Source organism: Sphingobacterium sp. WM (assembly GCF_029542465.1).
Lineage (GTDB): Bacteria > Bacteroidota > Bacteroidia > Sphingobacteriales > Sphingobacteriaceae > Sphingobacterium > Sphingobacterium cellulitidis.
The window spans coordinates 4,298,804-4,321,325 of the sequence record NZ_CP120709.1 but is presented as its reverse complement, the minus strand read 5'-3'; the positions used below and the strand labels follow the sequence as shown (position 1 = coordinate 4,321,325).

The 22,522-nt window shown below is 36.7% G+C and carries 19 protein-coding genes; 9 read left to right on the top strand and 10 right to left on the bottom strand.

Annotated features, from left to right (window positions below; all coding sequences use genetic code 11):
- Positions 1-353: 353 nt before the first annotated feature.
- Positions 354-2,282: a 1-deoxy-D-xylulose-5-phosphate synthase gene (dxs, locus tag PZ892_RS18290; protein ID WP_277711846.1), complete on the bottom strand. Its 1,929-nt coding sequence runs from the start codon at positions 2,280-2,282 to the stop codon at positions 354-356.
- A 151-nt stretch (positions 2,283-2,433) separates the two neighbouring features.
- Between dxs and PZ892_RS18285 the strand changes: the two genes are divergently transcribed.
- Positions 2,434-3,186 (top strand): segregation/condensation protein A, encoded by a 753-nt coding sequence (locus PZ892_RS18285; RefSeq protein ID WP_094258673.1) that lies wholly within the window; start codon positions 2,434-2,436, stop codon positions 3,184-3,186.
- On the opposite strand, the gene PZ892_RS18280 is transcribed toward PZ892_RS18285, so the two are convergent.
- From PZ892_RS18280 to PZ892_RS18270, 3 genes are read right to left on the bottom strand one after another with little or no spacing between them, the layout of a single operon-like run.
- Positions 3,183-3,929, bottom strand: a complete 747-nt coding sequence (locus tag PZ892_RS18280) for an enoyl-CoA hydratase/isomerase family protein (RefSeq protein ID WP_277711845.1) — start codon at positions 3,927-3,929, stop codon at positions 3,183-3,185. The genes PZ892_RS18285 and PZ892_RS18280 overlap by 4 nt on opposite strands.
- Positions 3,919-4,773 (bottom strand): hydroxymethylglutaryl-CoA lyase, encoded by an 855-nt coding sequence (locus PZ892_RS18275; protein WP_182497769.1) that lies wholly within the window; start codon positions 4,771-4,773, stop codon positions 3,919-3,921. The genes PZ892_RS18280 and PZ892_RS18275 overlap by 11 nt, the downstream gene beginning before the upstream one ends.
- Positions 4,766-5,914: an acyl-CoA dehydrogenase family protein gene (locus PZ892_RS18270; RefSeq protein WP_182497768.1), complete on the bottom strand. Its 1,149-nt coding sequence runs from the start codon at positions 5,912-5,914 to the stop codon at positions 4,766-4,768. The genes PZ892_RS18275 and PZ892_RS18270 overlap by 8 nt, the downstream gene beginning before the upstream one ends.
- Positions 5,915-6,050: 136 nt before the next feature.
- Between PZ892_RS18270 and PZ892_RS18265 the strand changes: the two genes are divergently transcribed.
- A complete protein-coding gene (locus tag PZ892_RS18265) occupies positions 6,051-7,658 on the top strand; it encodes an acyl-CoA carboxylase subunit beta (RefSeq protein WP_277711843.1) in 1,608 nt (535 codons plus the stop codon).
- 78 nt (positions 7,659-7,736) lie between these two features.
- On the opposite strand, the gene thiL is transcribed toward PZ892_RS18265, so the two are convergent.
- Together thiL and nadA are read right to left on the bottom strand one after the other, a co-directional pair.
- Positions 7,737-8,774, bottom strand: coding sequence for a thiamine-phosphate kinase (thiL, locus tag PZ892_RS18260; RefSeq protein ID WP_277712935.1), 1,038 nt, complete (start codon positions 8,772-8,774; stop codon positions 7,737-7,739).
- A 7-nt stretch (positions 8,775-8,781) separates the two neighbouring features.
- Positions 8,782-9,780, bottom strand: coding sequence for a quinolinate synthase NadA (gene nadA, locus PZ892_RS18255; RefSeq protein WP_094281164.1), 999 nt, complete (start codon positions 9,778-9,780; stop codon positions 8,782-8,784).
- Between the two features lie 493 nt (positions 9,781-10,273).
- Here nadA and nadB point away from each other — a divergent pair, with 493 nt between their 5' ends.
- Both nadB and PZ892_RS18245 read left to right on the top strand, forming a co-directional pair.
- Complete coding sequence (gene nadB, locus PZ892_RS18250) at positions 10,274-11,866, top strand: L-aspartate oxidase (RefSeq protein ID WP_277711842.1); 1,593 nt, start codon at positions 10,274-10,276, stop codon at positions 11,864-11,866.
- A gap of 19 nt (positions 11,867-11,885) precedes the next feature.
- The gene (locus tag PZ892_RS18245; protein ID WP_277711841.1) at positions 11,886-12,398 is read left to right on the top strand and encodes a gamma carbonic anhydrase family protein; all 513 of its coding nucleotides are present in this window, start codon (positions 11,886-11,888) and stop codon (positions 12,396-12,398) included.
- A gap of 7 nt (positions 12,399-12,405) precedes the next feature.
- Here PZ892_RS18245 and PZ892_RS18240 read toward each other — a convergent pair whose 3' ends face one another.
- The 4 genes from PZ892_RS18240 to apaG all read right to left on the bottom strand — a co-directional run bounded on the left by PZ892_RS18240 (position 12,406) and on the right by apaG (position 18,417).
- A complete protein-coding gene (locus PZ892_RS18240) occupies positions 12,406-14,085 on the bottom strand; it encodes an Ig-like domain-containing domain (protein WP_277711840.1) in 1,680 nt (559 codons plus the stop codon).
- A 77-nt stretch (positions 14,086-14,162) separates the two neighbouring features.
- A complete protein-coding gene (gene mnmG / locus PZ892_RS18235) occupies positions 14,163-16,022 on the bottom strand; it encodes a tRNA uridine-5-carboxymethylaminomethyl(34) synthesis enzyme MnmG (protein WP_277711839.1) in 1,860 nt (619 codons plus the stop codon).
- A gap of 63 nt (positions 16,023-16,085) precedes the next feature.
- Entirely contained in the window at positions 16,086-17,930 is a 1,845-nt protein-coding gene (locus PZ892_RS18230; RefSeq protein ID WP_277711837.1) for an ABC-F family ATP-binding cassette domain-containing protein, read from the bottom strand.
- A 100-nt stretch (positions 17,931-18,030) separates the two neighbouring features.
- A complete protein-coding gene (gene apaG / locus PZ892_RS18225) occupies positions 18,031-18,417 on the bottom strand; it encodes a Co2+/Mg2+ efflux protein ApaG (protein WP_094258684.1) in 387 nt (128 codons plus the stop codon).
- Positions 18,418-18,644: 227 nt separating this feature from the next.
- Here apaG and PZ892_RS18220 point away from each other — a divergent pair, with 227 nt between their 5' ends.
- Genes PZ892_RS18220 through PZ892_RS18200 form a run of 5 tightly spaced genes read left to right on the top strand, consistent with a single transcriptional unit; the run spans position 18,645 to position 22,437 of the window.
- Positions 18,645-19,358, top strand: coding sequence for an SAM-dependent methyltransferase (locus PZ892_RS18220; protein WP_277711835.1), 714 nt, complete (start codon positions 18,645-18,647; stop codon positions 19,356-19,358).
- Positions 19,359-19,377: 19 nt separating this feature from the next.
- Positions 19,378-20,127, top strand: coding sequence for an alpha/beta hydrolase (locus PZ892_RS18215; RefSeq protein WP_277711834.1), 750 nt, complete (start codon positions 19,378-19,380; stop codon positions 20,125-20,127).
- Positions 20,128-20,613 (top strand): hypothetical protein, encoded by a 486-nt coding sequence (locus PZ892_RS18210; RefSeq protein WP_094258687.1) that lies wholly within the window; start codon positions 20,128-20,130, stop codon positions 20,611-20,613.
- Positions 20,603-21,700 (top strand): Nif3-like dinuclear metal center hexameric protein, encoded by a 1,098-nt coding sequence (locus PZ892_RS18205; RefSeq protein WP_277711832.1) that lies wholly within the window; start codon positions 20,603-20,605, stop codon positions 21,698-21,700. The genes PZ892_RS18210 and PZ892_RS18205 overlap by 11 nt, the downstream gene beginning before the upstream one ends.
- Positions 21,700-22,437 carry a C4-type zinc ribbon domain-containing protein gene (locus PZ892_RS18200; RefSeq protein ID WP_277711831.1) on the top strand — a complete coding sequence of 246 codons (738 nt, stop codon included), beginning with the start codon at positions 21,700-21,702 and terminating at the stop codon, positions 22,435-22,437. The genes PZ892_RS18205 and PZ892_RS18200 overlap by 1 nt, the downstream gene beginning before the upstream one ends.
- Positions 22,438-22,522 lie beyond the last annotated feature (85 nt).

Here is a 22,522-nt window from a genome sequence, read left to right as displayed (position 1 = left end):
TCTGAATTTGTTAATAACTTGAAAACCAATAATTGACAAAATTTCTGTTCATAACTTTTGCCTACAACGAATATGACAAAAAAAAATGAGCTAAAAAATTAAAATCACAAAAAAAAGCCAACTAATTAATTAACAGATATTTAATTGTAATTTTTAGCATATTTTGTCCTTTTTTTTAGTGCAAAATATATTTATTAACACATATATTTTGCCTTTCTTTTTTTCTGAATTTTTAAAGCAAAAATTAAGCTAGAAAATTTGGATGTGGAAAACTTTTAATAAAAAAGGAAGCCTGTGGGCTTCCTTATATAGACGCTTGATTGTCTACGAAATAACCGCTTATAAGTAAGCAATTATCCGACCAAAGTTTCTGTTTTTATGCCTTTTGTTAATTTACGAACTTGATCCTCAATTCCAGCAGCATCATAGCCACAAATATGCCACAACTCCCCTTGCTCGCCATGCTCAACAATCGTATCTGGGATCCCTAAGCGAACAACTTGTGCCTCGTATTGATGATCTGACATGAATTCTAATACCGCTGACCCAATACCGCCCGGCAAACATCCATCCTCAACCGTAATAACTTTGTTATACTTTTTAAAAACCTCGTGTAACAAGGCCTCATCTAATGGCTTCGCAAACCGTAAATCATAATGAGCCGGATGAATGCCATCCTCACGTAACTTTAGAATAGCTTTGGATGCTTCGTTCCCAATATGACCAAAAGTTAATATCGCAATTTCTTCCCCATCACAAATCTTACGCCCTTTCCCAATTGGAATCTCCCTAAATGGATGCTTCCAATCGGCCATGACTCCATTACCCCGTGGATAACGAATTGTAATAGGACCTTTATTTGGCAATTGGGCGCTATACATCATGTTTCTTAACTCTTCCTCGTTCATTGGAGAGGCCAAAACCATATTAGGAACACAACGCATAAACGCAATATCATAAGCGCCATGATGCGTAGGTCCATCTGCTCCCACCAAACCTGCACGGTCCAGACAGAAAACAACATTTAACTTCTGTAAGGCTACATCATGTATCACTTGATCATATGCGCGTTGCATAAAGGAAGAGTAAATATTACAGAATGGTACTAATCCTTGTGCCGCTAACCCAGCACTGAACGTAACAGCATGCTGTTCAGCAATACCTACATCAAATGCACGATCAGGCATCGCCTTCATCATGATATTCATCGAAGAACCACTCGGCATCGCCGGGGTAATCCCCATTATTTTTTTATTCTCTTCAGCCAATTCAACTAAGGTATGTCCAAATACATCCTGGTATTTCGGTGGCTGTGGTTTCTCTGAAATAGATTTCTTAATTTCTCCGGTAATCTTATCAAACAAACCCGGTGCATGCCATTTCGTTTGATCCTTTTCTGCCAAGGCATAGCCTTTCCCTTTTACAGTTACGACATGCAGTAATTTTGGACCATTGATATGCTTTAAATCTTCAATCGTTTTTACCAACTTATTGACATCATGTCCATCTACAGGACCAAAATATCTAAAGTTCAATGATTCAAACAGGTTGGAATTCTTTAATAAGGTGCCTTTAATGCTTTGCTCCAACTTTTTAGCCCATCCATAGGCATTCGGTCCTTTTTTAGAAATCTTCTCTAATACCGACACTAAATCGTCTCTAAAGCGATTATAGCTCTTGGATGTTGTTATACTGGTCAAGTATTCTTTCATTGCCCCAACATTTGGGTCAATAGACATACAATTGTCGTTCAGAATAACCAATAAATTGGATTTTTCAATTCCCGCATGATTCAAGGCTTCAAAGGCCATACCACCAGTTAATGCACCATCGCCTATAACGGCAACATGTTGCCTATCGGTTTCACCTTTATAAGCTGATGCAACAGCCATTCCTAATGCCGCAGAAATAGAAGTAGAGGAGTGGCCAACGCCAAAAGAATCATATTCACTCTCAGAACGCTTCGGAAAACCCGAAAGACCTCCCAAAATACGGTTGGTATGAAAATCCTCCCGTCTTCCCGTTAATATCTTGTGCCCATAGGCCTGATGACCAACATCAAAAATAACTTGATCATATGGAGTATTCAATGCGTAGTGCAACGCTACGGTCAATTCTACAACACCTAAACTTGCTGCAAAATGCCCGCCGTTTACAGAAACGATATCGATGATAAACTGTCTCAGCTCCTTACAAACCTCCTCAAGTTCCGACTCCTTCAGATTACGAAGATCAGATGGAAATTGAATTTTTTGTAATAGCGGTCCTGCTTCTACCTGCATAAATTAAAAAATTTCGAAATAAGATACAAAGTAACAATTTATTCTTTTAACTATGGAATATATATACAATTTAATCTAACCCATTGTTTTGCTTTATTCGAATGAATTCCTCCTTTTTATACAATCAAATCCTTATTTTTGAGCGTAATCTATGGACGAAACAAACTACGAAATCAAGCTCGAACAATTCGAAGGACCATTCGATTTATTGCTTTTCTTTATTGAAAGGGATGAACTCAATATTCATGATATCCCTATATCTCAAATAACAGACGATTTCCTCGCATATATACAACATATGCAGTCCTTAAATATCGAATTGGCCTCTGAATTCATTTTCGTTGCATCTACTTTGATGCGTATCAAAGCCAAGATGCTCCTCCCAAGACCTGAATTGGACGAAAATGAAAATGAAATCGATTTAAAGAAAGAATTAGTACAAAAACTAGTCCTATATAAACAATTCAAAGAAGTTTGTGAAGAATTAAAAGGCCTGGAAGATAATCGCGGTAAATTCTATGAACGTGGTAATACCGAATTTGACCTTAAAATCGCCCGTGAAGCGAAAGCCCAAACCATCGACGAAGAATTGTCCTCATTCGACCTTTATAAACTGATGCTCGTGTATGAAAAGGTTATGTACCTATATTCGCACCGAGTACAAGATGTAACCCATACCGTCGTTAAATACCCTTACAGTATTGAACAACAAAAAAAGGTACTCGCGGAACTTATTGAAATCAATAAATCACTAGACTTTTCCGCAATTGCCAAAAACTCGGAAAACAAGGTGCAATTCGTCTATAATTTCTTGGCCGTCCTTGAAATGTTGCAACAAAAATTATTGAATATAGAGATTGGACTCGGATTCAATAACTTCTGGATCGAGAAAAAACTTTCTTAACCCTTATTTAGTTTATCAGAAATAAAAGCCTTGACTTCATCACGGTCTTTTAACTTTTGTAATGACGCTAATAAATAAGAATATTGTTCATTGGAGTCCATATTCCTTATACTCTTTAAGGCTTCCATTCCCGCTTTCATGGCATAGGAACTTTTATTAGCAAATGAAGCAATCAATGCATTCAAGCTATCCCAATCAAGATATGAATCTACTATACCTAATTCTATAGCCTTATCCGTTGTAAATGCTGAAGGATCAAAACACAATTGAAGGATCTTTTTTTCAGGCATTATTCTTCTTAATCCTGCCATAACTTGAAATGGAAAAATACCTAAGGCAATTTCAGGTAATCGAAAATTTAAATCTTTCTCCGCAAATACATAAGTACATCCTAAAATATATAAAAAGCCTCCTGCAATAACATCTCCCTCAACAACAGCAATAGAAGGTTTATTCAATTGATCAAAGATTTCACCTAATGAAATATCTGCATTCTGAATAGCAGGATTAGGTATATCCAAACTTGGATCCTGATAAGTTTTTAAATCCATCCCTGCACAAAATACCGGTCCTGCAGCCTTTAACACAAAGACATGAACCAAATCATTATCATTCGCTTCTTTTACCGCATGCGCAACCTCATTCACCATGGTCGGCGTAAAAGCATTTCGCTTTTCTGCACGATTCAGCGTCAATGTAAAAACATGATCCGATATTTCAGTCTGGATAAATCTATAATTCATGGCTTATTAAATTCTGAAACCCTTGCATTAATTTAGACATACTTTCGAAATTACCTTTATGAAATCGATCTACCAATAATTCTGAAGGAATATTTCCAACAAGCTCATCCTTTGCAAAAGGACAGCCACCATAACCTAAAACAGCACCCTCAAATCTTCTGCATCCAGCTGAGTAGGCAGCATCTATCTTTAATAAGGCACTTTCAACCGCTGAATGAAAATGGGCACTGAATGCAATATCTTGAAACTCTAAATTCAATTTATGAAATAATTGTTTGATACTCTCTGCCGTGGCTTCAGAAGTCGTGTCCGCAATCGAGAAATTACGAACCCCAATCTCATTTAATTTAGAAACCCATTCAGAAACTAAATCCATATCCCAATAATCCGAATATGGATTGCCAAAAGCCATGGAAATATAAACAACCAATTCTTGTTGACCTTTTTTGTTCATGATTTCCAAAATATCCTGAACCGTATCATAAGCCTCTGCAATACTTGCATTGGTATTGTTTTTTTGAAAGGTCTCTGAAATAGAAAATGGATAACCTAAATAATCTATTTTTTGAAATTCAGAACCAATTTCAGCACCTCTTTTATTAGCAATTATAGCTAATAATTTCACCTGATCATTCTTTTCCAAACCTTCTAATACGGCTTGGGTATCACTCAATTGTGGTACTGCCTTAGGAGATACAAAACTTCCAAAATCTATACAATCAAAAATCTTACTTGCGATCAATTCATTGATATAAGTAATCTTTTTTTGAGTAGAAATTTGTTGTTTTATCCCTTGAATGGCATCCCTAGGGCAGTCTACCAAGGTTACTTTTTCGTTAAGCATCTTTCTTTATTTCTCTGGCAATTACCATCCGTTGAATGGAACTAGTTCCTTCTCCAATAGTACACAATTTTGCATCTCTAAAGTATTTTTCCGCAGGAAAATCTTTCGTAAATCCATAACCACCAAGAATCTGAACCGCTTCATTTGAAACTTCAACCGCTGTTTCCGAAGCAAATAATTTCGCCATTGCACCTTCCTTCGTCACTTTCTTACCATGATCCTTTAAATCAGCAGCTTGTCTAATCAATAATTCTGAGGCATTAATCTTGGTCGCCATATCTGCTAATGTAAATCCAACCGCCTGAAAATCAAAAATTTTAGTCTGAAATTGTTCCCGCTCATTAGCATACTTCAAAGCACATTCATAGGCTCCACGTGCTATCCCTAAGGATAATGCCGCAATGGAAATTCTTCCTCCATCCAATAATTTTAAGGCCTGAACAAAACCATCTCCAATCTCTCCAATCAACTGATCTTTATGAATTCTACAATTATCAAAAAATAAAGATCCTGTTTCTGAAGCACGCATGCCTAATTTATCCATTTTGGCGCCAGCTGTAAATCCTGGAGTCCCTTTTTCAATAATAAAAGCTGAAATTCCTTTTTTATCGCCTTTTTCTCCTGTACGAGCCATAACCACTGCTACATCTCCTGATATCGCATGGGTAATAAATGTTTTATCCCCATTTAATACAAAGTAATCTCCATCCTGAACTGCTGTCGTATTCATCCCGCCAGCATCGGATCCTGAACCTGGTTCTGTCAATCCCCAAGCTCCAATCCATTCAGCAGTAGCTAGTTTTGGAAGATATCTGCGCTTTTGATCCTCATTTCCAAAACTTAAAATATGATTGGTACACAATGAATTATGTGCCGCTACGGATAATCCAATAGATCCACATACTTTTGATATTTCATCAAGAATGGTAATATACTCCTGGTAAGATAATCCTGAACCGCCATATTCTTCCGGAACTAGGATGCCCATAAAGCCGTGATCGCCTAAATTCTTGAAGAGTTCAATCGGAAATTTCTGCGACTCATCCCATGTCATGATATTCGGTTTGATATAGGTATTTGCAAAATTTCGCGCACTTTCCTTGACTAAGGTCAATTCTTCTTTAGAACCGAGGTTATACATAATATTATTTTAATTAAGTTTATATTTGGGTTATAAATGTTTTTTACAAATATTATAAAAAACAAATAATATTTTATGATATTTATAAATATTTAATATTTACGTACCTAATAAATTACATTATTTCAATTAAGTTATGCGTAGCCAATTAGAAGAACTCCAAAAGAAAAGAGAAAAATTATTGCTAGGTGGCGGTTTGGATAAAATCCAAAAACAACATGAAAAAGGCAAATTATCCGCATGGGAAAGGGTATTATACCTGATTGACGAAGATTCAGAATTTACTGAAATCGGAATATTTGCTGCAGATGCTATGTATGAAGAACATGGTGGATGTCCTAATGCTGGAGTCGTTGTCATTTTAGGTTATGTTAAAAATAGGTTATGTGTCATTGTATCAAATGATGCAACTGTAAAAGCAGGGGCTTGGTTCCCAATGACCTGTAAGAAGAACTTACGCGCTCAAGAAATTGCCATGGAAAATCATCTTCCAATTATATACTTAGTGGATTCTGCAGGAGTTTACCTGCCAATGCAAGCTGAAATATTCCCCGATAAAGAACACTTTGGAAGAATATTTAGAAATAATGCTAAACTTTCATCCATGGGAATTCCTCAAATCTCAGCAATTATGGGTTCTTGTGTCGCTGGAGGGGCTTATTTACCCATCATGTCAGACTATGCATTAATAGTAGAAGGTACTGGGTCCGTATTTTTAGCTGGATCTTATCTCGTTAAATCGTCAATAGGGGAGGTAATTGATAATGAAACACTTGGTGGTGCTAATACACATTGCGAAATTTCTGGTGTAACAGATAATAAATACCCTAATGATGAGGCCTGTCTCGATGCAATAAAAAATATTGTCGATAAATTTGGTGCTGATCCTACTTTTCAATTCTCCAAAATTGAGGCTAAAGACCCTGAATATCCAATGGAAAAATTATATGAATATTTACCCGAGGATAGATTAAAACCATATAATATGGTTGAAATTTTAAAATCAATCGTGGATCAAGGTTCATTGGAAGAATATAAAGCCGACTATGGTAAAACTTTGATTTGTGCTTTAGCACGTGTAGATGGATGGGCAGTTGGAATTGTTGCTAATCAAAGAGAAGTTGTAAAAGCCAAAAAACCTGCTAATTCTACTGAAATGCAAATGGGAGGTGTAATATACTCTGACTCTGCAGATAAAGCTGCTCGGTTTATTATGAACTGTAATCAACAGAAAATTCCTTTGGTATTTTTCCAGGATATTACTGGCTTTATGGTTGGATCTCGTGCTGAACATGGTGGTATCATAAAAGATGGTGCTAAAATGGTAAATGCAATGGCTAACTCCGTCGTTCCTAAATTTACTTTTATCGTTGGAAACAGCTATGGAGCAGGTAATTACGCAATGTGTGGTAAGGCTTATGATCCGAGATTGATTTATGCTTGGCCTACCGCAAAAATTGCCGTAATGAGTGGTGCATCTGCAGGAAAAACTTTACTTCAAATCCAAGAAGCCGCATTAAAATCTAAGAATATTACCCTGAGCGATGCTGAAAAAAATAAATTATTAAAGGATATTGAAGAAACTTATAACGCACAGTTAAGTCCTTATTATGCGGCATCAAGATTATGGGTGGATGGGGTAATTGATCCTGCTGATACTCGGAAAATTATTTCAATGGGTATCGAAGCAGCCTCTCATAATTCAGATATGCCAAGATACAATGTCGGTGTTATCCAAACTTAAAACACCTGATATATAACGATAAAAAGAAATGAGATTGATAAATATCAATCTCATTTCTTTTTTAAAATACTCTATTTATTAGCTGAAAGCATTCCAGCCTTGAGCCTTAATCTCATGTACATTTCCTGACTTAGAAACCATGGTACAGCCCTCTGCAGCTTCTGTAATATGACCGATAATACTGATTTCCATATTATTCTTCAGTTTATCATAATCACTTTGAGCCACGGTAAATAATAATTCATAATCTTCACCACCACTTAAGGCACAAACCGTTGGATCTAAACCAAATTCTCGCGCCGTTTCGTAAGTCATCGGATCAATAGGAATTTTCTCCTCATATAGCTTACAACCAACATTGGAAGCTTTACAGATATGTAAAATCTCAGAGGCTAAACCATCAGATACATCGATCATAGCATGGGGTTTTACATCCATTGCGGACAATAATTCAACGATATCTTTTCTTGCTTCTGGTTTTAACTGACGCTCAATAATATAATCCTTGCCTTCCAAATCTGGCTGAATATTAGGATTTTCCAGATAAATCTGCTTTTCTCTTTCAAGAAGTTGCAAACCTACATAAGCCCCACCTAAATCTCCTGAAACACAAATTAAATCTCCTTCTTTTGCTGAGGAACGATATGCAATAGCATCTGTTTCTGCATAACCAATACTGGTTACTGAAATCACTAAGCCTTGCGTTGAGGTACTTGTATCACCTCCAATTAGATCTACATTGTAATTTTGACAAGCTAATAATGCGCCTTCATAGATCTCTTCTACTGCTTCCAAAGGAAATTTCGAAGATAAGCCAATTGAGATGGTAACCTGGCTCGCTATGCCATTCATGGCATAAATATCACTTAAATTCACTTGAATAGCCTTATATCCTAAGTGTTTTAAAGGAACGTAGCGTAGATCAAAATGTACATTTTCCAACAGTAAGTCCGTGGATATCAATGTTTTTTTATTGGTAAAATCTAATACCGCTGCATCATCCCCAATTCCTTTGATTGAACTTGGTTGGGTTAAAACCACCGACTGCGTCAAATGATTGATTAATCCAAATTCTCCAATCTCATTCAAATTGGTTCTCTCGCTATTCTCAAATATACTCATGTTATAATCCTAATTTTGCCGAAATATCAAGCATGCGTTCAATAGGTTTTTGAGCACGTTGAATAATATCTTCTGGCAGTGTAATTTCTGGTTGTTCGTAGTACAAACAATTATATAGTTTCTCCAACGTATTTAACTTCATATGCGGACAATCATTGCAAGCACATAAATTATTCGGTGGAGCAGGTATAAACGTCTTGGAAGGACTAGCTTTTTGCATTTGATGCAAAATACCGGACTCTGTCGCAACAATAAACGTATTACTAGGATCCTCTATGGTAAATTTTAACATTCCTGAGGTAGATCCAATGTAGTCTGCTTGTGCTAAAATATGATCCTCACACTCTGGATGCGCAATAAATTTAGCCTCAGGATGTTCCGCACGTAATGCATCAATTTTCTCCTGTGAAAAAATCTCATGTACCATACATGCCCCATTCCATAAAACTAAATCACGGCCTGTTTTCTTCTTCACATAATCCCCTAGGTTACGGTCTGGACCAAAAATTATTTTTTGATCAGCTGGCAAACTCTCTACAATTTGAACAGCATTACTAGACGTACAAACGATATCAGATAAGGCTTTTAATTCAGCTGTACAGTTCACATAAGTGATCACTAAATGATCGGGATATTTCTCCTTGAACTTAGCAAATAAATGCGGTGGACAACTGTCTGATAATGAACATCCTGCCTTTAAATCCGGTAATAATACCTTCTTGGATGGAGATAATATCTTTGCTGTCTCCGCCATGAAATGAACGCCAGCAAAAACAATCACTTCAGCATCTGTCTTCGCAGCCTGCTGGGACAAACCTAAACTGTCCCCAATATAATCTGCTATATCCTGGATTTCAGACTCCTGATAATAATGCGCTAGAATTACCGCATTCTTCTCTTTTTTCAGCCTTTCTATTTCTTTTACCAAATCTAGGTTAGGATCTATCGCAACGTCAATATACCCTTTAGCCACCAAGTCTGTTTCAAATGTTGTATTCATTTGGTTTTTCTAAGTTGATTCCTGATTGTTTGACTTTCTAACTTCACAAAAGTAAAGAAAGAAAACGAAACGAAATCCACATTCCTTTTTTTCAATAAATAATAACTCTTTTTATATAAAAGAATCTTGTTGTTTATTAGTCTGTGGAAAATGGGGAGAATTATAGGATTTTTTATTTTTATTAGTGGATATTCTATAGTTATACACAACTTATCCACAGCTTCGGAAGGGTTAAGCCCTGATTTTCAATACTAAGATTTTTGACCTTTTATTTTTTCCATATTTTAATGTGTAATCATAATTGTGTGTAAAATGTTAATATTTACCTCATATTCTCTTAATATTTTGGTAATACATGTGTGAAAATTGCTAGTATTGTGGAAATAAAAGAAGTTTTACATTTTAATCCACGAGTTATTTACATGTTTTGCACATATTTTGTTAATTTGTTGGTTCAGTTGTAATTAATCATAGCTGCTACAATTTTTAATCAATGCTAGATAGAAAAGTTGATTTTTTGATTATCGGTTCGGGTATTGCCGGATTGAGTTTTGCCCTTAAAGCTGCTAAGCTGGGTAAGGTACTTATTGTTACCAAAAGCAATGAGGATGAGTCTAATACGAAATATGCACAAGGTGGTGTAGCCGTTGTCACGGATGAAGGGGATAGCTTTGATAAACATATTGAAGATACACTAATCGCTGGTGATGGCTTATGCGATGCACATGTTGTGGAAAACGTCGTAAAAGAAGGGCCGGAACGTATTGCAGAACTTATTTCTTATGGAACTACATTCGATAGAGAAGATTCTGGTGAATATGATTTAGCAAGAGAAGGTGGCCATTCTGAACATAGAATCCTTCATTATAAGGACATTACAGGCTATGAAATTGAAAGAGCCTTATTAGAAAGGGTACATGCTGAACCTAATATTGAGATTTTAACACATTACTTTGCAGTTGATCTAATTACTCAACATCATTTAGGTGTACATGTGGATAAACGTACCGAAGATATCAAATGCTATGGTATTTATGCCTTTAATACTGAAACAGGACATGTGGAAAAGATCCTCTCTAAGATTACCTTAATGGCAACTGGTGGAGCTGGACATATATATTCTACCACAACGAATCCCACCATTGCTACCGGTGATGGAATTGCCATGGTATATAGGGCAAAAGGAAAGGTTAGAAATATGGAATTTATTCAATTTCATCCTACAGCCTTATATAATCCTAGAGAATATCCTGCTTTTTTAATTTCTGAAGCTGTACGTGGATTTGGTGGAATCCTTAAAAGAGCTAGTGGTGAGTCTTTTATGGAGGAATACGATGAAAGAGGTTCTTTAGCTCCAAGGGATATTGTAGCTCGTGCAATTGATGCTGAAATGAAGAAATCAGGTCTGGATTACGTATTTCTAGATATTCGACATCGTTCTAAAGCTGATATACTATCTCATTTTCCAAATATTTACGAAAAATGCCTATCTATTGGTTTAGATATGACTAAAGATCTTATTCCTGTTACTCCAGCTGCGCATTATTTATGCGGTGGGATAATGGTGGATGAATATGGGGCAACTTCCATTAATAATTTATATGCTTGTGGGGAGTGTTCCTCAACGGGCTTACATGGTGCTAATAGGTTGGCTTCCAATTCTTTATTAGAAGCTGCTGTATATGCCCATCGTATCTTTGAAGATGCAAGTAAACATGTTAGTGCTATAAATTTTCAAGAAGATCTGCCTTCCTGGGATGAATCTAATACGCAATTATTAAATGAAGATATTCTCGTTACCCATAATTTACGTGAAACTCAGAAATTAATGAGTGACTACGTTGGAATTGTGAGATCTGATTTTAGATTAGATAGAGCAATGAGACGTCTTGGTTTATTACATGAGGAAACAGAATCCTTCTATAAAGGAACTAAATTATCTGTTAAACTTTGTGAACTGAGAAATGTTATTCAAGTTGCTTACTTGGTTGTTAAATCTGCAATGCAAAGAAAAGAGAGTAGGGGACTGCACTATACAACGGATTATCCTCAGCATGCTGATATTCTGGAAGATACAATTTTATAAAAGCTAATTTAAAAGCCACATGGCAACGATATTACCTGTTAAGGATAAACATCCTCAAATTGATGAAAGTAGTTTTATAGCGCCTAATTGTACCATTGTGGGCGATGTAACCATTGGTTCTCATTGTTCAGTTTGGTTCAATGCAGTGGTACGTGGAGATGTAAACTATATTAAGATCGGCAATTACTCCAATATTCAAGATAATGTGACGATACATGGTACCTTCGAAAAGAATGGTACCGATGTTGGTAACTATGTTAATATCGGTCATAATGCTATTGTACATGGTTGTATTATAGATGATTACGTGTTAATAGGCATGGGAGCCATTGTAATGGATAAAGCATATATCCAATCGAATGTAATCATTGCAGCAGGGGCAGTAGTTTTGGAGAATACTATTTGTGAATCGGGCTTTTTATATGCTGGAGTTCCTGCCAAAAAAATAAAGCCGCTCACAGAGGAACAGCTTAATCTTTTGAAAAAATTACCGCACAATTACGTGCTTTATTCTTCTTGGTTTTCTGAATAACCTTTATTTATTTGAAGTTTACTTCAATGGTTTCATTTTGTTCCCAGTTCGCACGTATGGTAAATGTTCGATCTAAATACCATATGCGTTCTGGTTGTCGTTTTGTATAGACATCTCCTGAATCCCATTTGCCATTATTGTTGCTATCTTCTATTAACCGGATACTGTATTTACCACCAGGAAATTGTTTGTAGCTTAATATTCTGTTGCTTGGCAAAGTTTTTCTATCGAATAGTTTCTCCTTACTCTCATCAATTAATTCTACAATATAATTTGTTCCTTCATTTAAACCAGTAAATGTTAAATTGATATCACCATAATTCTCAGTTTCATTTAAGGTAAATTGTGATTTGAACTCCTTATTTTTTTCATCAAAGGGTCCTAGTATAGCTCCTTCTTGTAAAACTAATTCGTAATTACGGTTTGGGCGCCAATTAAATCGGATATGATACATCTCCCGATTTATGGAGTCTTGTTGTAATTGGAAGTTTCTACGTGAAACAGAGTCTTCCATGATTAGGACTTTGTTCTTGTCAACTGATGCAATTGGATAGTCTGAACTTAATTCAATATGCTTTATACGATCTACTTTATTACTAATATTTAGCTTCGGTTGAATACTATTATCAACCTTTAGATTCCTAGCTTTCCGCATACTGATCGTATCGATTGGAACGTTTTTCTCCAATACAGCCACTTTTAAGGAATCAAATTCTAAATTTTCAAAGTATATATTGGCCGTATCTAATGTAGGCTTATATTTTACTAATTTATTAGCATCCAGATTGTTAGGTGAAATTATTTTTAAATCGGGATCCTCTAAAGGTCTATTGAATGTCAATAGTAACGATCCATTGTTTTTAATCTTTTTCTCCAGATTCCTGAAGATAGGAGCTGTTCCTTTAGTATATTCTAATGCTATTCCTGATACATTTTGTGTTAATGCTATACTATCATCCAAAAATCCTATCCACTCATCGTTACCATTATAGATCTTGTCATTATTCATATCCTTTAAGGCATAGACCCGATAGGTGTCTTCTCTTAAATTATTGAATGAAAAATTACCTGATGAATCGACCGTGGTATAATAGGATGCTTTCCTCTTTCCAAAAATAGTATCCCTACTGGTAGGAATTAATATAGCGATGACCTCTTTATCTTTTTCAAGATCAAAATCTTTGCTATATCCATTTTTTACCTGTCCGGAAATACTTAATGAATCCAATTGATCACCAGTCGCAAATACATAATTATAATTGATGAAAGGATTTCCCTCATTATAATCTACCAGGCCTTTTCCAAAATTTATGGTGTAAGTCGTATTTTCTTCCAGCGAGTCTGGTAACTCAATAATGAATCTCTTCTTTTTTATTTTATAAATGGGTTGTGTTTCGAGGTCAGGGGAGATGCTAAATTCTTTTCCTGGATTTACTGTTTTTATATATTCATCGAAAGTCATTTCAATAACTTTCTCTTTAAAATTTTTCGACAGGTTTGGCGGAGTAATACCCAACAATTTTGGTGGGATGGAATCTTTTGGCCCGCCGGTAGGTTTTTGCATATTCGCACACTTCACAAAACTCAATGCAATCATTGTAGCCAGACCTAAAAAGATTAGATTCTTAAATAAAGCTGTTTTTAGTCGATTTAACGAATTATTATCTTTTTTGGATACCTGAGTCATAAATTTAAAAATATTGTCTTAAATCGCTTTATTTTTATTTATTATTATTTTGATATAAAGTATTGAATATCAGTATATTAACTCATGTGAACCATCAATACACTGATATCAGCCGGTGAAACACCTGAAATTCTCGAAGCTTGACCTAATGTTCTCGGTTTTACCTTTAACAACTTTTGCCTAGCTTCAATAGAAAGTGAAGTTAAGGAATTATAGTCAAATTCGGGATTGATTTCTTTGTCTTCCATCTTCTTCATCTTGTTGACGATCTCCATTTCTTTTTCAAAATAACTATCGTACTTGACTTTGATTTCCGCCTGTTCAATGGTGTCTTCATCATAGGCTGCAATAAATTCTGAAAAGTCTTTATCCGCTTTGACGATGTCTTCGATTTCAATTTGTGGTCTACTCAGTATTCCAAATAATCTTGTTTTTTGTGAAATAGGAGTGGAGCCTTTTTCTTCCAAGACCGGATTCATGTCCGCTGTTCCAATGGAATTATTTTTTAGATAGTCAACGATGCGATCGGAGTTTCTGATTTTATCATTTACTTTTTCTAAACGCTCATCAGAGACAAGACCTAATTTATGGGCTATTGGTGTAAGTCTGATATCGGCATTATCTTGTCTTAATAACAAGCGGTGTTCAGCTCTTGAAGTAAACATACGATAGGGTTCATCAGTACCTTTTGTAACAAGGTCATCAATCAATACACCGATATAGGATTCTGATCTTTTCAGGATAAGTTCATGTTGATCATTGATTCTTTGATGTGCATTTATTCCGGCTATGAATCCTTGTGCTCCCGCTTCTTCATATCCTGTGGTACCATTAATTTGTCCGGCAAAGAAAAGATGTTTTACCGCTAGGGTTTCCAAAGTTAAATCCAATTGCATAGGAGGGAAGTAGTCATATTCTATGGCATATCCTGGTCTATACATTTTTGCATTTTCAAAACCTGGTATTAATTGCAATGCCTTTAATTGTACATCTTCTGGTAGGGAAGTAGAAAATCCGTTTACATAAATTTCTACAGTTTTAAAACCCTCTGGTTCTACAAAAATCTGGTGTCTATCGCGCTCAGCAAATCGATTGATTTTATCTTCAATGGATGGGCAATAACGAGGGCCCAATCCTTTGATGCGACCGGTAAACATTGGTGATTTTTCAAAACCTGTTTTTAAGATTTCATGGACCGCTGAATTGGTATAGGTAATCCAACAACACCTTTGTTCCTTGGGAACTTCTACATCAGTAAATGAAAATCTTCCACGTGAATCATCACCCCATTGTTCTTCCATCAAGGAGTAATTTAAACTTCTCCCGTCCACGCGTGGGGGAGTACCAGTTTTCATTCTTCCAGATTCAAAACCTAATGAAACCAATTGCTCGGTTAATCCTGTTGCTGCTTTTTCTCCGGTTCTGCCGCCACCGAATTTCTTTTCGCCGACGTGGATGATTCCATTCAAAAAAGTACCGTTGGTTAAAACAACAGCATCCGATTCAATACGGATTCCCATGGATGTGATGACCCCTTTGGCTCTTCCGTTTTCAACGATTACTTCTTTCACCGTATCCTGCCACATATCAAGATTTGGAATAGACTCTAATTGCAGACGCCATTCCTCCGCAAATCGCATGCGGTCATTTTGTGTTCTTGGACTCCACATGGCTGGACCTTTAGAAAGATTCAACATGCGGAATTGAATTGTGGATTTATCAGCAATGATTCCAGTGTATCCACCCATGGCGTCAATCTCGCGAACGATCTGACCCTTGGCTACACCACCGATGGCAGGGTTGCAACTCATCTGAGCAATCACCCCCATGTTCATGGTAATGAGTAATACCGATGAACCTAAATTTGCAGCTGCTGCTGCCGCCTCACATCCGGCATGGCCGGCACCCACTACAATAACGTTATATTTATTAAACATATAATTTTCTCTAGTTTCACGTGGAACTCGTCTCTGATAAGAAATCTAGTTTCACGTGGAACGCTATATAAACTCTGCTAGTTCCATCCATCTCTCGGTCTTCTCGTCGAGAGTGGTTTTTGTTAATTCGATCTCCTCGGCGATCTTTTGAAGCGCTATGTGATCCGTTGTTTGGGACAACTCCTCTGTCAAGTTGCTCACCTTATTTTCTAACGTTTCAATGTCACTTTCCAAACCCTCGAATTCCTTCTGCTCCTTGAAACTTAATTTTTGTTTCTTCTCTTGGACCTTCGTTTTCTCTACCTTCTTCTCCGGCTTCTTGATCAATGCTTCCTGCTCCAATTTGTAGTCCGCATAGTTCCCGTTATAAATGACAATCTTTCCGTCGCCCGGAAAGATAAATAGTTGTTCCGTCAACTTGTCTATTAGATAACGGTCGTGAGAAACAAGGACCAAAACCCCTGGGTAGTTTTCTAAGAATTCCTCCAGCACATTTAATGTATCAATGTCCAAGTCATTCGATGGCTCATCGAGAATCAAGAAGTTCGGATTCGCCATTAACACGCGCATCAATTGGAGCCGCTTTTTCTCACCACCACTCAGTTTGTTGACAAAACCAAATTGCTTCTCAGGAGGGAAGAGAAACTTCGTTAATAGCTGAGAAGCCGTAATCACTTCTCCATTCTTCATCTCTATAAAATCAGCAACATTCTTCACGATATCCAATACCCGCTCATCCGATTTGAAGGATAAACCCTCTTGCTTGTAATAGCCATATTTGGTGGTTTCACCAATGGATATATTACCCTCCGTAGGTTGTATATTTCCTGTGATCAAATTTAAGAATGTGGTCTTGCCACTACCGTTCTTTCCAGCTAACCCAATACGATCGGCCTTCTTGAAAGTGTAACTGAAAGGGGAGAGGATATGCTTGTTCGGAACAGAAAATCCTGCAGCTTCAATCTCTAGAATTTTATTACCCTGCCTCGAAACTTGCATGCTCAATTCTACTTGCTCCTTCTTCCTTGGACCCTTGGATTTCTCCTCTAAGTCATAGAAAGATTCGATCCTCGCTTTCGCCTTGGTACCTCGAGCTTGTGGCTGCCTCCGCATCCATTCCAACTCTTTCCGCCAAAGATTTCGAGCCTTGTCCGCAGCTAAAATATCGTTCGCTTCACGCTCCGCTTTCTTCTCTAAAAAATAAGCGTAATTTCCTTTATATAGAAAAACCTGACCCTTGTCAAGCTCCCTGATCTCTGTACAAATATTGTCTAAAAAGTAACGGTCGTGTGATACCAAAAGCACCGTTTTATTTCCCGTCGTCAATAGCTTCTCCAACCATTCAATGGTTTCAATATCCAAGTGGTTTGTCGGCTCATCCAGTATATAAATATCCGGCTCATCAATCAGCAACTTCGCCAACGCTAAACGCTTCTTCTGACCTCCACTTAAGGAATCAATACGTTGCTCAAAATTGCTGATCTGGAAACGACTCAGAATAGTCTTAATGTTATTTTCGTATTCCCAAGCATTTAATGCAGTCAATTTTTCAGTAACTTCTAAAAACTTTTTAGATGTAACATCCTCATTTTCAATTAATTCCTCGTATTCTTTGATTAATTGTTGCTGCTCGTTGTCCGCAGAGAAAATGAAATCATTGATGGTCTTTAAATCCGAGAAATCCGGATCCTGGGCAAGGTAGCCAATGCGTAATCCCTTTTCCTTCACAACTTTACCCTTGCTAGGAATAACAATTTCCGCTAATATTTTTAATAATGTTGATTTACCTGTTCCGTTAATACCAACTAATGCTACGCGATCCCCCTTCTGTAAGGCAAAATGAAGATCGGTAAAAAGCCACCTATCATTGTAGGAATGGCTAACTTGTTCTGTGCTTAAAATACTCACCTGATGTGTTGACGTAATTATCCAAGCACAAAATTATTAAATATTTGTTAGTACTTAACTTTTAATCTGAAAAGTATACAGTATATTGACTGAAGCTATATTAGTTCATGCGATAATTTGCAATTAGATTGAATCGCGGGATATGAACATGAAAGATAGAATTATCCATTTCACGAATCATTTCGTAATAGCCTTCCATAAAACCTATGTCGCTTTTTAAATTGCAACCCGACACATATTGATGCATCTCTCCCGGTGCAAGAACAGGCTGCTCTCCAACCACTCCGTCTCCATCAACCTGTTTTGTAAGACCAATTGAATCGTAAATATTCCAATGACGACGCACCAATTGAACCGTATACTCACTCAGATTCTCAATCGTAATCCGATAAGCAAACATGAAATGCTCGTTCTCCGGATTTGAGTATTCTGATTGATATGTTGATTCAACCGAAATTTTAACCCCTGATGTTGTTTGTGTTGTCATAGTCAACCAAATATATATATTCTCATCATTTAGACAAAAATATCCTGATTATGAACTACCTAATTTACAATTATTAGACAAAAAATAATCATAAGTGTTTGACTTAAAGTAACAAACAAAAATTTACTTATCAAATTAGAATGAAAAATTTAACTTTTTGTAAAACTTAAATAAACACAAATCCTCCAATTCTGTATATTTAAAGAGCAAATGATTAGGTTTGTACCATGGCAAAAGGCAATTTATTTCTTCTACCTGTTCCCTTAGCTGAACATGCTGAAAAAGCTTCTTATACCCTGTTACACCTCGATATTATTAATAATATCAAAGAATATGTCGTCGAAAATGAAAAAACAGCACGCAAATTCTTGAAAGAAGCAGGACTCAAAATACCGCAAAGTGAACTGATTATTCATGACTACGGAAAACATAGTCGTGAAAAGATCAATTATAACAACGTATTTAAAGCTGTACAACAAGGATCAGACATAGGACTAATGTCTGAAGCCGGTTGCCCAGGTGTAGCAGACCCCGGAGCCGATGTCGTATTCGAAGCCCATAAAAGAGGTATTAAAGTAATTCCACTCGTTGGACCTAGCTCCATCTTATTAGGCCTAATGGCCTCTGGTTTTAATGGTCAGAATTTTAGCTTTAAAGGCTACCTACCTATTGATAAGGCGGATAGAACGCGTTCCATTAAAGAATTAGAGCACCTCAGCCAAAAGGAAAAAAGCACACAAATTTTTATTGAAACCCCTTTTCGAAACAACCAGATGCTTGCTGAATTATTGAAATCCTGCAAGCCGCAGACAAAATTATGTGTCGCTTGCAATGTCACGGCAGCTGATGAATACATCCGAACTCAAACCATTGAAGAGTGGAAAAAAACTACAATCGATTTGCATAAGAAGCCCTGTATATTTTTATTATTTGCCTCATAAAATTGTATTTTTATAGCTCATGAGAAAATTTATCGTTATATCCCTCTTTATCCTATGCCTTCCTTTCTTATCTCTAAAGGCGCAACAACCAACTTATGTATTGGTGCATGGTGCATGGGGTGGATCCTGGCAGTTTAAGAAAACCGCCGAAGGTCTTGAGAAATTAGGAGCTAAGGTATATCGCGTAAATTTAACAGGTCTGGGCGAAAGATATCATCTGGCATCCCCAGATGTTAATCTAACAACACATATCAAGGATGTAATTAATACTATTTTATTTGAAAGGTTGGATTCCGTTATATTAATGGGACACAGTTATGGCGGAATGGTCATTACTGGGGTGGCTGATAGTATCCCTGAGAAAATTAAAAAAGTAATTTATTTGGACGCCTTCGTTCCTGAAGATGGTGAAAGCGTCGCAAGGTATATAGGTGACAATCCAAATTCGGATTTATTAAGTAGTAAGGATGATATTTATGTTTATCCAACCTGGGTGAAGGACACAACTGCATTTCCTCGGGATGTTCCCCATCCTTTGGCTTCCATTAAGGAACCTATTTACCTGAAGAATACCCTGAGATTAAAAATCCCAACAACTTATATTTTGACCTATGAGAAATCACAAGGCGGAATAGAGAAAGATCCTTTTTATTTCTTTTCAACGCGCGCGAAGAAATATCATTGGAAGCTGATAGAAATGGAAGCGGATCATAACCCTCAAATCAAGAAATTAGACGAATTGCTGACCATATTAAACAATGAAAAATAGATGAACGACGTACTTTCTCCCGAACTGACTGCAGAAATCGAAAGAATAAGTATTTTTTTCGTTGTCGTTATCCTTATTATTTGGGCCCTTTTTGCCAATACGGTCAGAAATACCTTAAAATTAATTTCTAAAGAAAACCAATGTATTCTGCCGAATCAAGCCTGGTTTTTGGTCGTTCCATTTTTTAATATTTATTGGAATTTTGAAGTCGCAAGAAGGCTATCTTATTCCTTGAATAATGAATTCTTTGATCGTAAAATTGCGGTTGAAGAGAACCCTTCCTTGGGCGCTGGTATGACTTATGCATGGTCTTTTTTAGTATATAATTTTCCATTTCCATTATTCTGGCGAATACTGGGTATGATAGTCAGTTTTGTGTATTTTATTACTTACTGGTTTAAAATCAATCAATATCGCGTGCTATTGCTAGAACATAATAAATGGTTGGAAGCAGAAGCGGAAAAAAATAAAAGCAATGAAAATTAGAGAGATTGTTGAACACTTGGAGGAATTAGCTCCATTAAATTATCAAGAAAGCTACGATAACTCAGGCCTGATTGTGGGAGACCCACAGCAGGAAGTACACAAAGCATTAATTTCATTGGATTGTACGGAAGAGGTTGTAGATGATGCGATTGCCAAAGGATGTAATTTGATAATTTCTCATCATCCAATTGTTTTTTCAGGGCTGAAGAAATTCACGGGCAGGAATTATGTTGAACGGGTAGTCATGAAGGCAATTAAAAATGACATTGCCCTTTATGCCATTCACACAAATTTAGATAATATCCTTGGCGGAGTAAGCTCTAAAATGGCAGACAAACTAGGTCTTGAAAACCAAGCTATATTGCGTCCAAAGGGCGGCTTATTGAAGAAATTGGTGGTATATGTTCCAAGAACTCATGTGGAAGAGGTTAGACAGGCGATGTTTGACGCCGGGGCTGGAGCGATTGGCGATTATGATCAATGTAGTTATAACACCGCCGGATATGGAACTTTCCGTCCATTAGATGGAGCAAATCCTGCAATAGGAGAGGTTGGTAATCAAGAACGTGTGGAGGAAACCAAAATTGAGGTGATTTTCCCAGCTCAAGCAGAGCGAAAAATATTGGTTGCCATGTTCTCAGCACACCCTTATGAAGAGGTTGCTCACCAAATCGTTGGCATTGAAAATTCTTTTTCTTATGTTGGTTCTGGAGTTATCGGGAATTTGGAAGAGCCTATGGAGGAGTCTGAGTTTCTGGCATATTTAAAAGAAAAGATGAATCTAAATGTGATTCGTCATACCAAAACTTTGGGCAAGAAAATCTCAAGAGTCGCTGTTTGTGGCGGCGCAGGTGGCTTTTTGTTGGGCGACGCGAAACGTTCAGGGGCAGATATCTTTATTACGGCGGACTATAAATATCATGAGTTTTTCGATGCTGAAGGACAAATAATCATTGCGGATATCGGACATTTTGAAAGTGAGCAATTTACACAAGAATTATTGTTAGATATAATTCAGAAAAAATTTGCTAACTTTGCTGTCCTATTGACGGAAATAGACACAAATCCAATAAAATACTACAGTTAATGGAACAAACCGTAGAACAAAAACTAAAAGCTTTATGGGCGTGGCAATCAATCGAAACACAGATTGATAAAATTCGCCAAGTACGTGGAGAACTACCTATTGAGGTAGCGGACCTGGAAGATGAGATTGCAGGTTTAGATACACGTATCGAGAAAATTCGTAATGAGCTAGACGAATTAGAAGATTCTATTGTGAAGCGCAAAAACATGATCAAAGATGCGCAAGCAGCAATCAAAAAATACGAAACACAATTAAATGAAGTAAAAAATAACCGTGAATATGATGCAATTTCTAAAGAAATTGAAATTCAAGGGTTAGAAATTCAAGTGTGTGAAAAACGTATTCGCGAAGCTGAATTCGAAATCAAAAATAAAACTGAAGCTTATGAAGCGACAGCGAAAAACGTAGATTTCAGCAAAGGTGAGTTGGATGCTAAAAAACAAGAATTGGAAACAATTACGTCCGAAACTCAAAAAGACGAAGATAAATTAGTTACTGAGGTAGAAAAAGCCGAGAAAAACATCGACGATCGCCTTCTAAAAGTAATTAAGAAATTGCGTAAATCATTCCGCAACGGATTGGCAGTGGTGTCAATTGAGCGTGATAGCTGTTCTGGTTGTCACAACAAAATACCACCTCAATTGCAATCTGAAATTCGCCAAAGAAAGAAAATTATCATCTGTGAACACTGTGGTAGAATCTTGGTGGATGAAGAAATCGCATCTGAAGAAGCATAGTCTTATATAAAAGATATGGAACGCCAGCACATTGTGCTGGCGTTTTTTGTTTCTATTATTATTGTAATTTTTATGTATCAGCCTC